At 54.6% G+C, this 15,195-nt stretch carries 17 protein-coding genes; 10 read left to right on the forward strand and 7 right to left on the reverse strand.

The genetic code is table 11. The features are described 5' to 3' along the window. The first annotated feature begins 115 nt into the window (after positions 1–115). Positions 116–478 carry a hypothetical protein gene (locus ABJF76_RS00430; RefSeq protein WP_413820083.1) on the forward strand — a complete coding sequence of 121 codons (363 nt, stop codon included), beginning with the start codon at positions 116–118 and terminating at the stop codon, positions 476–478. A gap of 113 nt (positions 479–591) precedes the next feature. Continuing rightward, positions 592–1,575: a DMT family transporter gene (locus ABJF76_RS00435; protein ID WP_413820084.1), complete on the forward strand. Its 984-nt coding sequence runs from the start codon at positions 592–594 to the stop codon at positions 1,573–1,575. Between the two features lie 8 nt (positions 1,576–1,583). Here ABJF76_RS00435 and ABJF76_RS00440 read toward each other — a convergent pair whose 3' ends face one another. Then, complete coding sequence (locus ABJF76_RS00440; RefSeq protein WP_413820478.1) at positions 1,584–2,612, reverse strand: LacI family DNA-binding transcriptional regulator; 1,029 nt, start codon at positions 2,610–2,612, stop codon at positions 1,584–1,586. A 213-nt stretch (positions 2,613–2,825) separates the two neighbouring features. Between ABJF76_RS00440 and hisD the strand changes: the two genes are divergently transcribed. The 5 genes from hisD to comE are packed head-to-tail and all read left to right on the forward strand — an operon-like array spanning position 2,826 to position 6,982. Beyond that, positions 2,826–4,133, forward strand: a complete 1,308-nt coding sequence (gene hisD / locus ABJF76_RS00445; protein ID WP_413820085.1) for a histidinol dehydrogenase — start codon at positions 2,826–2,828, stop codon at positions 4,131–4,133. Next, positions 4,126–4,887 carry an SDR family NAD(P)-dependent oxidoreductase gene (locus ABJF76_RS00450; RefSeq protein WP_413820086.1) on the forward strand — a complete coding sequence of 254 codons (762 nt, stop codon included), beginning with the start codon at positions 4,126–4,128 and terminating at the stop codon, positions 4,885–4,887. Before hisD ends, ABJF76_RS00450 begins: the two co-directional genes overlap by 8 nt. After that, entirely contained in the window at positions 4,884–5,864 is a 981-nt protein-coding gene (locus ABJF76_RS00455; RefSeq protein WP_413820087.1) for a zinc-dependent alcohol dehydrogenase, read from the forward strand. Before ABJF76_RS00450 ends, ABJF76_RS00455 begins: the two co-directional genes overlap by 4 nt. Before the next feature lie 60 nt (positions 5,865–5,924). After that, positions 5,925–6,431 (forward strand): sulfopyruvate decarboxylase subunit alpha, encoded by a 507-nt coding sequence (locus ABJF76_RS00460; protein WP_413820088.1) that lies wholly within the window; start codon positions 5,925–5,927, stop codon positions 6,429–6,431. Beyond that, the gene (comE, locus tag ABJF76_RS00465) at positions 6,428–6,982 is read left to right on the forward strand and encodes a sulfopyruvate decarboxylase subunit beta (protein WP_413820089.1); all 555 of its coding nucleotides are present in this window, start codon (positions 6,428–6,430) and stop codon (positions 6,980–6,982) included. Before ABJF76_RS00460 ends, comE begins: the two co-directional genes overlap by 4 nt. A gap of 127 nt (positions 6,983–7,109) precedes the next feature. On the opposite strand, the gene ABJF76_RS00470 is transcribed toward comE, so the two are convergent. Together ABJF76_RS00470 and ABJF76_RS00475 are read right to left on the reverse strand one after the other, a co-directional pair. Then, positions 7,110–8,039, reverse strand: a complete 930-nt coding sequence (locus ABJF76_RS00470; RefSeq protein WP_413820090.1) for a 3-keto-5-aminohexanoate cleavage protein — start codon at positions 8,037–8,039, stop codon at positions 7,110–7,112. Positions 8,040–8,374: 335 nt separating this feature from the next. Then, complete coding sequence (locus tag ABJF76_RS00475) at positions 8,375–8,545, reverse strand: hypothetical protein (RefSeq protein ID WP_413820479.1); 171 nt, start codon at positions 8,543–8,545, stop codon at positions 8,375–8,377. 245 nt (positions 8,546–8,790) lie between these two features. On the opposite strand from ABJF76_RS00475, the gene pobA reads away from it, so the two are divergent. Beyond that, on the forward strand, positions 8,791–9,963 hold the full coding sequence (gene pobA / locus ABJF76_RS00480; protein WP_413820091.1) for a 4-hydroxybenzoate 3-monooxygenase: 1,173 nt from the start codon (positions 8,791–8,793) through the stop codon (positions 9,961–9,963). Between the two features lie 35 nt (positions 9,964–9,998). Here pobA and ABJF76_RS00485 read toward each other — a convergent pair whose 3' ends face one another. The 4 genes from ABJF76_RS00485 to ABJF76_RS00500 form a co-directional block, all read right to left on the reverse strand. Beyond that, complete coding sequence (locus ABJF76_RS00485) at positions 9,999–11,282, reverse strand: TRAP transporter large permease (protein ID WP_413820092.1); 1,284 nt, start codon at positions 11,280–11,282, stop codon at positions 9,999–10,001. A 10-nt stretch (positions 11,283–11,292) separates the two neighbouring features. Further along, positions 11,293–11,820, reverse strand: coding sequence for a TRAP transporter small permease (locus tag ABJF76_RS00490; protein WP_413820093.1), 528 nt, complete (start codon positions 11,818–11,820; stop codon positions 11,293–11,295). Positions 11,821–11,896: 76 nt separating this feature from the next. After that, complete coding sequence (locus tag ABJF76_RS00495; RefSeq protein WP_413820094.1) at positions 11,897–12,877, reverse strand: TRAP transporter substrate-binding protein; 981 nt, start codon at positions 12,875–12,877, stop codon at positions 11,897–11,899. A gap of 185 nt (positions 12,878–13,062) precedes the next feature. Next, positions 13,063–13,755 carry a GntR family transcriptional regulator gene (locus ABJF76_RS00500; protein WP_413820095.1) on the reverse strand — a complete coding sequence of 231 codons (693 nt, stop codon included), beginning with the start codon at positions 13,753–13,755 and terminating at the stop codon, positions 13,063–13,065. A 273-nt stretch (positions 13,756–14,028) separates the two neighbouring features. Between ABJF76_RS00500 and ABJF76_RS00505 the strand changes: the two genes are divergently transcribed. Together ABJF76_RS00505 and ABJF76_RS00510 are read left to right on the forward strand one after the other, a co-directional pair. After that, on the forward strand, positions 14,029–14,772 hold the full coding sequence (locus ABJF76_RS00505) for an SDR family NAD(P)-dependent oxidoreductase (RefSeq protein ID WP_413820096.1): 744 nt from the start codon (positions 14,029–14,031) through the stop codon (positions 14,770–14,772). A gap of 24 nt (positions 14,773–14,796) precedes the next feature. Beyond that, complete coding sequence (locus ABJF76_RS00510; protein ID WP_413820097.1) at positions 14,797–15,108, forward strand: cupin domain-containing protein; 312 nt, start codon at positions 14,797–14,799, stop codon at positions 15,106–15,108. The last annotated feature ends 87 nt before the right edge of the window (positions 15,109–15,195 follow it).

The following is a 15,195-nucleotide window of genomic DNA, read 5'->3' on the forward strand; positions in this document are numbered from 1 at the left end:
GGCTGCGTTAACCTGTACAACCCACCCTATTTGTTAGGGGGGTATTCCTTACTTGTTGATCCTTTGCCCGGTTCCCAAATCCAAGGCAGAGGATCTAACAAGTAAGGTGTTTCAAGTGAAAAAATCTTTTTTACGCGCTGCTGTCGTCACGGCCGGTCTGTTGGCCCTTGGTGCCTGTGATACGGCCTATCCCGTTACAGTCATCGGGCAAGACGGCACAACCTTTCGAGGGGCCGCAACCAACACGTTTCTGCATGGAGGCAGTTTTCAAGCCACCAATGGCAACGCGATCTGCACCGGCACGTATGACAAGTTCGCTGACATCACTACGGTCAGCTTTCCCGTGGTGTGCAACAACGGCCTGCGTGGCATTGGCACTGCGTTTTTCCAATCTGAAACAGCTGGATCGGGATTTGTGACTATGTCAGATGGCAGCAAGTGGCAGTTCTTGTTCGGACGCGGTGCGCTTGCAATCTAGGCACTACACCTCGCGTGGTTTGTTACCACCCTGAATGGCAGATCACTTGCATAGACATTACAACCCAGCCGGGTTTAGGACTGTGTAGCAAGCTCTCATTAAGGTTCGTGACCATGTCACCCAACGCCAAAGGCGCTCTTTTGTCGCTGATCGCCTTTGGCGTTTACGCCACCCATGATGTGTTTATCAAAACGCTTGGGGCCACCTATTCCCCTATTCAGATCGTGTTCTTTAGCGTCTTACTGAGCTTTCCACTGGCGACCATCAGTTTGATGCGCGAACGCGCGCCAAGCACGTTGCTGCCTGTGCATCCCGGGTGGATTGCGGCGCGTACTGTTGCTGCTGTTATCACCGGGTTTGCTGCATTTTATGCCTTTGCAAATCTGCCGTTGACGCAAACCTATGCTATTTTGTTCGCGACGCCCCTGATTATCACGGTGCTGTCTATCCCGGTTCTGGGCGAACGGGTGCGCCTGCCGCGTTGGATCGCGGTTGCTGTGGGCTTGGTGGGCGTCATGGTAGTGCTGCGACCCGGCGGCACTGATTTAGAACTTGGCCATGCAGCGGCATTGCTGGCCGCATTTACCGGGGCGTTCGCATCTATCATTTTGCGCAAAATCGGCAGCGAGGAACGGCCCGTCGTTGTTATGCTATACCCGATGGTTGCGAACTTTTTGGTCATGGGGGTCATGCTGCCCTTTGTTTATGTGCCAATGCCAGTCGAACACTTGGGTTTGCTGGCGGTGATTTCAGTCTTTGCGTGGGTTGGCGGGCGGATCATCATTTCCGCTTACCAAACCGGAGAAGCCGCGATTGTCGCGCCGATGCAATATTCTCAAATCCTGTGGGCGACGGTTTATGGTTTTGTGTTTTTTGGCGAAAACCTTAATCTTTACACAGGTATTGGCGCGGCGATTATCATCGCATCGGGCCTGTTCATCGTCTTCCGCGAAAGCCAAGGGGGCGGGTCGATAAACACGCCTGTTCTGCGCACGCGCAGTCGCATTGGGACGCCGTCAATGTTCCGGGTCAGCGATCTGATGAAAAGCGGGCGTTTCCGGGACAAAGACGTCAAAGACGACGCGCCTATCGATTAGTTCGAACGTTAGTGATCGGCGGTTGGCGCAGCCAGTGATCCGCGCATTTGTAGAGTACTTTGTAATTCGATCACTGGGCCTTTGCTGCCGTTTTCTAGCATTTGCACCAATTCCTTGGCCGCGCGACGACCCATTTCACGATGCGGTACATGTACCGTGGTCAAGGGGGGCGTCACGACGCGCGCCAGTTCGATATCGTCAAAACCAGTGATCGACACGTCGCGCGGAACGTCCAGCCCCATCTCGCGGGCGCGCCGCATTGCGCCGACAGCCAACACATCATTGCCGCACATAACGGCGGTGGGGCGGGGATTGGCCTGCATCAACTGTTCAAAGGCGGCAGCACCGTTTTTCGTCTCGTATGAGGTTTGCACGACGGGCATTGCGTCGCCGTCCAGCCCGTGTGTACGCATGGCGGCACGTACGCCTGACAACCGCCCGGCAGCGCGGTCATTGCCTGCGATTAAGCCGGAAATCATCGCGATACGGCGATGCCCCATCTCAATCACTTCATTGGCCAGCATCCGCATCGAAGCATGATTATCAAAGCCGATGGATGCGTGTGGGCTGTCTTTTGAAAAAGCCCACGCGATCAAGGTGGGCACGGATCTGCGGTTTAGGAATTCATAAAGATCCGGGTCTCGGTCATACCCGATCAACAACAACCCGTCGGCGCCGCGTGAAACAAGGGTGCGGATCTGTTCGGCTTCTGTCTTGGCCTGATATCCGGTGCTGGACACCAGCAAAGTGTAGCCGCGTGTATGCAGTTCTTCCTGAAAGGCTTGTAAGCCTCGGGCAAAGATCGCGTTTTCCATCGTTGGAATGATGGCCCCAATGGTGAATGTGCGTTTAGCTGCCATCGCGCGCGCGCCAAAATTGGGGGTATAGCCCAGTTGTTCGACAGCCTGCATCACCTTGATGCGCGCGGCTTCACTCACGCGGTTGGGCGTGTTCAAGCAGCGTGACACCGTTGCCGTGGAAACGCCTGCCACGCGGGCGACATCATCAAGGGTCGGGACGGAATGTGGGTTGTTCATCGACATTCTGCGGCTCAAAATTCCAAATTCTAGAACACCCTATTCCAAGAAAATAAATAGCATCAATCAAAAAATGTAAGCGCTTGCATAATGCGAGCACACGCTCGTAATGTTCAACGGGAATCGCACCGACTTGTCGGCGTCTTTATCGCTTTTCGGATTGTTGTCGCGCCTCGGCATTCGAACGGCATCCAAAACTAGGAACGTTTGCCCATGACACGTGAGTATCTGAAGAAAGCCACGCTGACTGCCACGTCAGATGCGTCAGAAGTGCATGAAACGGTCAAAAATATCCTCTCGGACATCGAAGCTGGCGGCGATGTCAAGGCAAAGGAATATGCTGTCAAATTTGACCGCTTTGAAGGCAATGTTTTGATGACGAAAGCCGAAATCGACACGGCCTGTGCGTTGGTACCTGAAAAACTAAAGGCCGATATCCGCTTTGCGCATGACAACGTGCGCCGCTTTGCTGAGTTGCAAAAAGGTACGGTGACAGATGTCGAAATGGAGATCGTTCCCGGTTTTGTCGCGGGTCAAAAGATAATCCCCGTCGACGCGGCGGGCTGCTATGTGCCCGGCGGGCGTTATAGTCACATCGCCAGCGCCATCATGACAGTGACCACTGCCAGCGTTGCCGGATGTGGGCACATCACGGCCTGTTCGCCGCCGCGTCCCGGTGTGGGTGTTGCGCCTGCTATCGTCTATGCAGCGCATATTTGTGGCGCTCATAACATCCTTGCCATGGGTGGCGTGCAGGGCGTTGCTGCCATGACTTATGGCTTGTTTGGTCTGCCAAAGGCCAACATCCTTGTGGGGCCCGGCAACCAATTTGTGGCCGAAGCCAAACGGATCCTATTTGGCCGCGTCGGCATCGATATGATCGCAGGACCGACAGACAGCCTTATATTGGCCGACAAAGATGCGGATGCCCATGTGGTCGCAATCGATTTGGTCTCTCAGGCTGAACACGGATACAATTCGCCCGTTTGGTTGGTAACGGATGACCACACCTTGGCTGAAAAAGTGATGCAGATGGTGCCGGGTCTGATTGACGATTTGCCTGAACTCAATCGTGAAAACGCCTTTGCTGCGTGGCGTGATTATGCCGAGGTCATCGTTTGCAAAGACCGCGAAGACATGGCGGCCTGTTCCGACGAATACGCCCCCGAACACCTGACGGTGCAGGCCGATGATCTGGATTGGTGGCTGGATCGTTTGACGTGCTACGGGTCGCTGTTCCTGGGCGAAGAAACCACGGTGTCTTACGGCGACAAAGCGACAGGCACCAACCACGTGCTGCCGACGTCGGGCGCGGCCAGCTATACGGGCGGTTTGTCTGTCCATAAATACATGAAGATCGTTACATGGCAGCGTGCCACCCGCGAAGGGTCCAAAGGCGTGGCGGAAGCGACGGCGCGGATTTCGCGGCTTGAGGGGATGGAAGGGCACGCGCGCGCCGCGGACGTGCGCCTTGCCAAATATTTCCCGGGCGAAAACTTCGACCTGACTGCTGATGAATAACCCAAGTCATCTGTTTGATTTGACTGGCCGGGTGGCTGTCGTGACCGGGGCCAGTTCCGGCCTTGGACGGCGTGCCGCTTTGGTTCTGGCCGCCGCCGGGGCCAAGGTTGTTGGTGTCGCACGTCGGGCTGGCGAGTTGGAAACATTGGTGAGCGAAGTCGGCCAAAACGCTGCCTTCGTGGTTGCTGATGTCGCGGATCGGGCGGCTTTGGGCGACACGGTTGCCGCGGTCTCTGCCCCGTTTGGTGCGCCGGATATCGTCATTCACGCGGCTGGTATTAATACACGGCAAGCGGCAGATGATGTGACGAGCGAAGGTTGGGATCAAACGCTGGCGCTGAACCTTTCGGCACCGTTTTTCCTGTCGCAAGCTTTGGTGCCAGCCATGCGGGCCAAAGGTTGGGGGCGCATCGTTAATTTTGCCTCCTTGCAAACGACGCGGGCCTTTCCCGCAGGGATTGCTTATGGCGCAACCAAGGGCGGTATCGCGCAATTGACCCGCGCCATGGCCGAAGCGTGGTCACGCGACGGCATCACAGCCAACGCAATCGGTCCGGGGTTTTTTCCAACAGAACTGACGCAAGCGGTGTTTGATGACCCTGATCGCGCGGCGCGCAATGCTGCGCAGACTTGCGTGAACCGTAATGGAATGCTTGCAGACATGGACGGGCCAGTGTTGTTTCTGTGCTCGGACGCGTCGGCTTATGTGACAGGCCAAGTTCTGATGGTCGATGGGGGGTTCACGGCGAAATGAAGGCTTTAGTGTACGAAGGCATTGAGAAATTGGCGATCCGCGATGTGCCCGACCCTGTGCCGGGCGATGGCGAACATCTGATCAAGGTCGAGGCCGTCGGCATTTGTGGTTCGGACATGCACGCCTATCTGGGTCATGATGCACGTCGCCCTGCGCCGTTGATCCTTGGGCACGAGGCCGCGGGTGTGATTGTTGGCGGGCCACGCGATGGAGCACGTGTGACCGTTAATCCTTTGGTCGCCTGTTTGACGTGCCCGGCCTGTCAGTCGCAGCGTGAAAACCTGTGCCCCAATCGTCAGATCATTTCGATGCCGCCGCGCGAGGGGGCCTTTGCCCAATATATCGCGATGCCGGGGCGCAACCTTGTGGATGTGCCGGATGATGTGCCGCTGAACATCGCCGCTTTGGCCGAGCCATTGGCCGTAAGCTGGCACACGGTCAAACTGGCAGTGGCGGCGCTGCACCCGGCGATGGAAAAGCGTGCGTTGGTGATTGGGGGCGGTGCGATCGGGTTGGCGGCTGCACTTGCGTTACGTGCCATGGATATCACCGATATTACCATCGCCGAGCCCAATGCGGCACGCCGGGCTTTCTTGCAGGACCAATGTGGCGAAACGGCTGTGGAAGCGGCAACAGGTGAATACCCGGTGGTGATCGACGCTGTTGGTTATGCTGCAACGCGCGCCATCGCCTCGGCGCGTGCCTTACCCGGTGGGGTGATTGGGCATGTTGGCCTTGGTGATGATGCTGGCGGGCTTGATGTGCGCCGTATGACCTTGCAGGAAATTACATTTATCGGCACCTATACCTATAGTGCGCAAGATTTCCGCGATGCAGCGCAAGCTATATTTGACGGGCGGTTGGGGCCACTTGAATGGACCGAAAATCGCGCACTTGACGACGGGCCGCAGGCCTTTGCCGATCTGCGCGCAGGCCGTGTGGCCGCACCCAAAATCGTGTTGGACCCATGGGGCTGACACTTTGTAATTCACTGACACTGGCCTTTCGGGCCTATTCCAAGGAAGGCGAAATTTGACATGAATATCGACAAGAAGATCACAGACGATCTTGTTGCGAACGACGTTTCCTTTGTCACCACCGTGCCCTGCAAACAGCTGGCTGGCGTGATCGAAGAAGTCGAGGCGCGCGACGAGATTTTCCATATTCCGTCCAACAAAGAAGACGAAGGCATGGGCCTGTGCGCAGGTGCGTTCATGGGCGGAAAACGCTCTGCGATCATTATGCAAAACACGGCCATTGGTGTCACGATCAACACGTTGGCGACGTTGATCCAATACTACCGAATGCCGCTGCCAATGATCATCTCCTATCGCGGAGAGTTGCGCGAACCGGTCGCCTGTCAGGTCGAGATGGCCGTGCACACCAAGGCGCTGTTGGCGCAGATGAACATCCCCACGTACCATTTTCACTGGCAAAAGGATGTCCAAGAGTTCGATAACATCCTGAAATACACTTTCATGTCTAATAAACCTGTGGCGATCCTGACCGACGCCAACTTTTGGGGAGGTTACGGCGACCAATGATCCGTTCTGAAATCCTGCGCGAGATCGCGCCCATCCTGAACCCGCACCTTGTTGTCTGTAATATCGGTTTGCCCAGCCAAGAGCTGCACATGATCGACGACAACGAACGCAACTTTTATATGCTTGGCACCATGGGGCTGTCGTCGTCGATTGGTCTGGGACTTGCTTTGGCGCAAGACAAAACCGTCATCTCGATTGATGGCGACGGGTCTGTGCTGACCAACCTTGGCACGCTGCCGACCATCGCCAACAACGTGGCTGATAATTATATTCTGTTGATCATCGACAACGGATCCTATGGATCGACCGGCGATCAGCCGACCTATGCGGGCAAAAAGACTAAGCTAGAAGCTGTGGCCGCCGCCTGTGGTTGTGAAAATGTCGTGACCTGTCAGGACGTCGACACAGGCAAAGCCCTGCAAGCGGCCATCGACAGCAAAAAGATGACCATCATCGTGTGCAAGTGTGACAGCGGCAACATCAAGCTGCCTGTCATCACGAAGGACCCTGTGGTTATCAAGCATCGCTTTATGGAAGCGGTGGCCAGTTAAACCAATCGGGGCCGCGCGCGCAGAAATCGTTAAACATGTATCAAATTCCGCTGCCTCAAAATCAGTAAGACTCTGATTTTGAACGCGGAGTTTGATCCGCTTTTTTGCGGATGAAAACGATTTCGCACTAGAATGCCACGCGGTCCCCACCTTTCAGCGCCAGCATTTCGCGCGCTTCGTCCGGTGTGGCGACTTCATTCCCCAAATCCTCGATGATGCGCCTGATTTTGGTGACCTGTTGCGCGTTCGATGTCGCAAGCTCACCGCGACTGATGAACAGGCTGTCCTCGAGTCCGACGCGTACGTTGCCGCCCATTTGGCTGGCTGTGGTGGCCAGCGGCATTTGCGCCCCACCGGCCCCAAGGACAGACCAGCGATAATCGTCGCCAAACAGCCGATCGGCAGTACGTTTCATAAAGATCAGGTTGTCGATATCGGGGCCAATGCCACCCAACACCCCAAAGACAAATTGCAAGAATACAGGTGCTTTAAACAAGCCGGCATCCATACAGTGCTTGAGGGTATAAAGATGCCCGACATCGTAACATTCGTGTTCGAATTTGACGCCAAGCGGGCCAAGCGTTTCTGCCGCTTGCCGGATATCTGCCAAAGTGTTGCGGAAAATGTTGGATTCAGAACCAAGGATATAGTCCTTTTCCCAATCGTGTTTCCACGTGTCATAGCGTCCGGCCAACCCGTGAAAGGCAAAGTTCATCGATCCCATGTTCAGGCTGCACATTTCGGGTGAAAATTGTACTGCGGCCTTGATCCTGTCTTTGATCAACATGGTTGGCGCACCGCCCGTGGTGATGTTCATCACGGCATCGGTGGATTGTTTTACGCGTGCGAGAATAGGGGCATAGTCATCCGGTTCGACCGAGGGGCGACCATCAATTGGGTCGCGCGTGTGCAGGTGCAAGATCGACGCGCCAGCTTCGGCGGCGGCGATGGCCTGTTCGGTGATCTCGGTCTGGGTGACGGGCAGATGATCGGACATCGTCGGTGTGTGGATCGCCCCGGTGACGGCACAGGTGATGATGGTTTTGCTTTTGGCCATGAGTATTCCTTGCATGCAATCTGTGGGACGGTTTGTAAGCAGGATGATAGCACATCGCGGGTTCAGCAAGTGAATACGGTTTTAGCGTCGTGGGGCACACGGCCTTTGCGTGAGAGGGCGTTACGGCGATGTTCAAGCAGGTATCACCAGAGGTCTTCCTGCATGTCTTTTTTAGAGTACACGGACGGACAAATCGTTTCTTGGTAAATACGAGTTGGTGCCTTCTCAAAGTTCAGACGGCCAGAAAATTGTTCGGGTGCCCATCCGTCTTTCATCCGCTCGATGATCAATTCGTGCAGTGCCTGATGCCGCATCACCTTGCGGTCTTTCTAACGTCATGAGAGGGCTACCATCGACGTGATAACGCCAAAAGATTCGACGACTTTAAGCATCTCGGCATCCGTAAAATGATTGCGTCGGAGTTTCCGAAAGATGGTCGATCTGTTACGTTTAAGACGTTCTGCGATCACATCGACGTCGACCTTGGCTGCGAGCCATGTTTCGATCTTGCTTCCTTCTTACAGGCTGAGCAGCTTGTAAGATCTGATCGCCTAATTTCCTTCTGAGTGCCAACAGGCTGTTAATACTCAAAAATCGCAATCCAGGGTTGTGTCCACCTGGCGATCACGTTGAGGCACTTAATAGATATGTTTCGGCCCGCGCCGCCAAGGGGGCTGTGCGCCTGAAAGTTAAATGCCTTTTTTGTTTCGCCAATTCCTGCGTGTCCTGTAGCAATGCGGAAGGGGGAAAAATGGCTCGTACACAAGTGGTTATCGTAGGGGGCGGCCCGTCGGGCCTGTTGCTTGGGCAATTATTGTTCAAGGCAGGCATCGAGGCCGTCGTGCTGGAACGCAAGACACGCGAATATGTGCTGGGGCGCATCCGTGCAGGTGTGCTGGAACGTGGGCTTGTTGGGCTCATGGGTGAGGCTGGTGTGGACACCCGTATGAAAGCCGAAGGGTTTGTCCATGACGGCACGCAACTGGCCTATGAGGGCGACATGTTCCGCGTCGATTTTGCTGCGCACACGGACGCGACTGTCATGGTCTATGGCCAGACCGAGGTCACCCGTGACCTATACGACGCGCGCGCGGCAACAGGTGGCGATACGCGGTTCGAGGTGGATAATGTGGTGATCCACGACGCGGATACAGATGCGCCTTTTGTGACCTTTGATCAGTATGGCGGGACGCAACGGATCGACTGCGATTACATCGCTGGGTGTGACGGATTTCATGGCATCAGCCGCAAAACAATCCCTGCATCCGTGCGGCGCGAATATGAAAAGGTCTATCCCTTTGGTTGGCTTGGTATCCTGTCCGAAACGCCACCTGTGAACCGTGAATTGATCTACGCAAATTCTGATCGCGGATTTGCCTTATGTTCGATGCGCAATGCGCAACTTAGTCGGTATTACATTCAGTGCGATGTCGATGATCATGTTGGGAATTGGTCAGACGACGCATTCTGGGATGAACTCCGACGCCGTATTCCCGCGGCCGCCGCAGAGACGTTGGTTACGGGGCCAAGCATCGAAAAATCCATCGCTCCGCTGCGTAGTTTTGTAACAGAACCTATGCGCTGGGGGCGGTTGTTCCTGTGCGGTGATGCCGCCCATATTGTGCCGCCGACAGGTGCCAAGGGGTTAAACACCGCTGCATCTGATGTTCATTATTTGAACCAAGGGCTGTGCCAGTTTTATGGTGATGGTGACAGCAGGGGCCTTGATACCTATTCTGAAAAGGCATTGGCGCGGGTGTGGAAAACGGAACGTTTCAGTTGGTGGTTTTCCAACCTGATGCATCATTATCCCAGCCAAAGTGATTTTGACAAAAAGATGCAATTGGCAGAGTTGGCGTTTCTGCGCGACAGCCCAGAGGCGCAGGCTGCGATGGCGCTGAATTATGTTGGATTGCCTTACTAGGCGGGTGGCCCGGCTGATGCGCCGGGCCTTTGTTTTTAGTCGCCAAGTAGGTTGGGCAACGTCAACGAGATTGCTGGCACAAAGGTGATCAACATCAACGCTAACAGAATGGCCAGATAGAAGGGCCAAATTGTACGTACGGCTGTTTCCATTGGCAGTTTACCCACCGCACAGCCAACAAACAGGCAGGCTCCGACAGGTGGCGTGCACAATCCCAGCCCCAGATTAACCAACAAGATCATCCCGAATTGATACGGATCGACACCAATCGCGTAAGCGACGGGCAAGAAGATCGGCGTACAGATAAGGATCAGCGCGGCCATATCCATGATCATACCAAGGATCAGCAACACAACGTTGATCATCAAGAGGATCAGGATTGGGTTGTCTGTCAGACCGGTCAAGATTTCGACCATGATCACTGGCACACGGTAGAAGGTCAGCATGTATGCAAATGCACCGGCACAGGCGATCAGGATCATAACCATGGCCGTGGTGCGCACAGACTGAAGAACCGCTGTTTGGAACTTGGCAAATGTGATCGAGCGATAGACCAGCAGAGTTACCAGAAAGGCATAGATCGCACCAAAGGCACCCGATTCTGTGACCGTAAAGATGCCCGACAACACGCCACCAACAATGATGACGGCTGTCATCAAGCCGGGGATCGCGCCGAAAAAGGCGATAAGCAATGCGGTGAAACCTGGGAACTTCTCAGCTTGATACCCGCGTTTTACAGCGACCATATAGGCGGCCAAAGCAAGGCAAAGACACATCACAACACCCGGTACGACGCCTGCCAAAAACAGTTTCGAGATCGAGATGCCGCCACCCGCTGCAATCGCAAAGATAATCATGTTGTGGCTGGGCGGAATGATAATGCCAGCAATGGATGACGTCACAGTCACGTTCACCGCATAATCCGCGTCATAACCTTTTTCTTTCATCACAGGGATAAGGATAGAACCCAGTGCCGAGATATCGGCAATGGCTGACCCGGAAATGCCGCCAAACAACATCGATGAAAAGACGTTCACGATGCCAAGGCCGCCGCGTACGGCGCCAACTGCCGCCGAGGCAAAGCGCACCAGTCGCATGGCGATGCCGCCATGGAACATCAGTTCGCCCGCAAAGATAAAGAAAGGGATCGCCATCAAGGCGAAAACGTTGATGCCTGATATGATCCGCTGAAAGCCGATCATAAGGGGAAGGCCTTCGAACCAGAAGGCGGCGAGAGCCGAGATGCCAAGTGCGAAGGCGACAGGAGCGCCAATCACAACGCACAGGGCGAAAACGCCCAGAAGAACTAAAATGCCCATTTTAGGAGTCCTATTCGATGCTGTCTGTGCGTTCGTCAAAGCCTGTAAACAGGCGGATCAGATGGCCAAGTGTGAAGATAAGGATCAAGCCACCGCCAACGGCCAGCGGCAACGACCGCAACCCTTCGGGAACTTGAATCAGTGGGATCTGCGATCCCCATTTGAATACTGTCAGCTGGGTGCCGTACCACAACATCATTCCACCGAAACCGATCATGATTAAATCAGTCAATACGACGAATACCGTTCTAAGGCGGCGGTTCACCGACGTGCGCAGCAGGACAACGGACAGGTGTGTGTTTTCATGTACGCCAACGGCCGCGCCGATGAATGCGATCAACATGACCAGCAAAAGGGCCACTTGTTCGACCCATGTGGGCGTCGCGTTCAGCACATAGCGGCCATAGACGAGCCAGCCAAACATGACCGTGAGTGCAACCAGTGCGACACCTGTGATCGTGCGGCAGACCATTGCGATCGTGTCCAGCGTGGTAGCCATGCGATGTAAGAAAGTAGGAAGGCGGGAAGGCTCGCTCATGGGGCGTCTCCGGCAAAAGTGATGTTCGGCTTCACAAAGGCGAAGCCGAACACTTGGATCGTGAAACGATCAGGACTTATTCAGTAGCTTGGATCAGCTCGACCAAAGGACGCAAGTCAGGGTTCGAGGCAAAGTAGCCTTCGTAAACCGGACCCATTGCCGCTTGGAACGGTGCTTTGTCTGCCACGTCGTTGACGATAACGCCTGCTGCTTCAACCGCTGTGCGGCTTGCTGCTTCGCGTGCGGCCCACAGCTCGCGCTGTTGAAGGGACGCTTCCTGAGCGGCTTCTTTTACAGCTGCTTGAAATTCAGGAGACAGAGCGTTGAATGTGTCTGTGTTGATGCAGATACACTCGGGGATGATCAGGTGCTGAGTCAGTGAATAGAAACCAGCAACCTCGAAGTGGCCTGTGGATTCATAGGAAGGCCAGTTGTTTTCTGCACCGTCCACAACGCCGGTTTTCAGCGATTGGTAAACTTCGGCAAATGCCATTGGCGTACCGTTGCCGCCCATTTCGTTGATCATGCCTGTGAACAATTCGTTGTTCATCACGCGCACTTTCAGACCTACAACGTCGTCAGGTGTGTTGATCGCACGGGTACCGTTATAGAACGAACGGGCGCCAGCATCGAACCATGACAATGGCAACAGACCTTTGTCGGCCATGCCAGCTGCGATTTGTTCGCCAGCTTCACCGTTCAACACGCGGAACATGTGATCAACGTCTTTAAAGACGAAGGGCAGGGACACAACGTTGGCTTCTGCAACGATTGGGCCGATTGGACCAAGGTTGAAGTTACCAACCTGAAGACCGCCAAGACGCACTTGCTCGACCGCATCGGGCTGGCTGCCCAATGTTCCGCCGTGGAAGTTCTGCAGTTTGATTTCGCCACCTGTCTTTTCTTCAACAAGTGCAGCGAATGTGTCCAAAGCGACTGTGTTTGGATATCCTTCGACGTGGATGTTCCAGCTGCGCCAGTTTTCGGCGCTAGCCGTCATGCCGATGGCTGCCAGTGCGGCTGCGCCAAACAGTGTTTTGGTGATTTTCTCGAACATTTAGTGTCCTCCCTTGAGAATTAAACCAGTTTTTAAAGCCCGCCATTTGTTCATCTATGGTTGGGCTAACGACCCCGCCACACAAGTCGTGCAGCGAAATTGTATGAGACTGCCACCAAAAGAAGACTAGTATACCAGTTTTGTCAACTGAGAAAGTGCAGCGGTTATTTTGGGCTGCATAGATCCTAAGCTTCAGTCGTTGAAAAGTAACTCGAATTGGTCGCAGAGATGTGATCTATGGTCTTGTCCAAACGGGACAAATGGTGGGTTCCAGCCTCGATTGCTGCGACGCTATCACCGCGTTTCACGGCGTCGGCAATGGCGCGGTGGTCTTCGACCAGTTCGGGGATTCGGTCGACTTTGAACAGGCTCAGCACGCACAGACGGTCCACTTTGGACTTTTCTGCCATGATGACATCAAAGGCAAAGTCAGCCTGCGCGATGGCACATAGGGTTTCGTGAAACTGGTAATCCAGCTTGCCAAAACGGTCGACCTTGCCATCTGCAATCATTTGGTCTTGCAGCGCGATGGCCGCATCCAAGCGGGCAGCCCCGTCAGCATCACAAAGTTCAGAGGCCCGGCGCAGTACTTCTTTTTCGACAGCAGCCCGCACGAACCGCGATTTTGCGATCTCGCGCATGGAAAAACGTTTCACTTCGGTTGCGCGTTGCGGGCGAATCAGCAGCAAATCCAGGCTCGCAAGTCGGCTAAAGGCATCCCGAACCGGTTGACGAGAGACACCAAATTGCGTCGCAATATCTGCTTCCGATATCTTGTCGCCGGGACGCAGTCGCAAAGAAATGATCTCGTCATGAAGATGGTCAAAGATCTCATCGACAGTGGTGCGTCGCGCCCCAAGCTGCGTTATCTGTGCCATTGAAACCTCTTCATTCCGTGTTCTCGCCTTCTTTACTTAACGAAATTTCGAATATTACAAAACCTCGATATTTTGATCAGTGCACCACGTTTGTGACAAACGGCAAGAGCTACATCCATTTTTCGGATACCGATTGGCATCGCATCTGATTGACTAGTATACCAGTCTGAGCGAAAAGTAGAATCATTTCCGAACAACATCGCAGACAAGGTCTGCACACATAAGTACGCGTTTTAGTGCGTGCAGTTTAATTGAGACATGAAGGGACAGAGGATGAAACTTGCAGGGCAAACGGCCATTGTGACAGGCGGCGGACGCGATATCGGTCAAGCGGCGGCGCTGAAACTTGCGTCCGAAGGGGCGAAAGTCGCGATTAACTATTTCTCAAGCAGCACAGGTGCCGATGCGGCAGTTGAGCAGATCAAAGCAAACGGCGGCGATGCCTTCGCGCTGAAGGGTGACCTGACAAAACTGGACGACGTCAATGCGTTGGTGTCCAAGACGGTTGCAGACTTTGGCGGCATCAACGTGCTGGTAAACAACGCTGGCGGTCTGATTGCGCGCAAAACGATCTCCGAAATGCCAGTAGATCACTGGAATGCGGTGATGGATCTGAACCTGAACAGCTTGTTCTATGTGACCCAGGCTTGCCTTGCGCATATGGAAAACGGCGCAATTGTGAACCTTGCCAGCCAAGCTGGGCGTGATGGCGGTGGCCCCGGCGCGGTGGCTTATGCGACGTCTAAAGGTGCTGTGATGACGATGACACGCGGTCTTGCCAAAGAGGTCGGCCCGAACATTCGCGTCAACGCGTTGTGCCCCGGCATGATCGATACTGATTTCCACAACGTCCACACGGCTGACACAGCACGCCGCGGCTTCGAATCGAACGCGCCAGTCAAACGTCAAGGCACGGTCGAGGACACAGCGAACCTGATCTTGTTCCTCGCGTGTGGTGATTCGGCGTTCATGACCGGCACAAATATCGACATCAACGGTGGCATGCTGTTTTCCTAACAGCAGCTTGTGAAGGAGATTAATATGTCTGAATTCCCAGTCGTCTCGACAGGCGAAAACGTCACGCGTCAAGTTCTGTCAGATCATCCCGATTTGATGGTTGTTGCCTTCCGCTTTGCAGCCGAAGGCGCCGAGGGCGCGTTGCACCATCACCCGCACATCCAATCGACATATGTCAAAAGCGGGCGTTTCCGTTTTACCATTGGGGATGAACAGCGCGAAGTCGGACCCGGCGACAGCTTTGTTGTCTCGACCGAGGTCACACATGGTTGCGTTTGCCTTGAGCCGGGCACGTTGGTGGATTGTTTCACCCCAAGACGTGACGACTTTCTATAAGCGAAACAACGACCGAACGTTTTAGGTTGTAAGGCGCGCCCGTGAAAACGTGGCGCGCTTTTTTCTGCGCGCAAGGCAGGCGCGCGG

The sequence above is a fragment of the Tateyamaria sp. genome (assembly GCF_039940735.1).
Lineage (GTDB): Bacteria > Pseudomonadota > Alphaproteobacteria > Rhodobacterales > Rhodobacteraceae > Tateyamaria.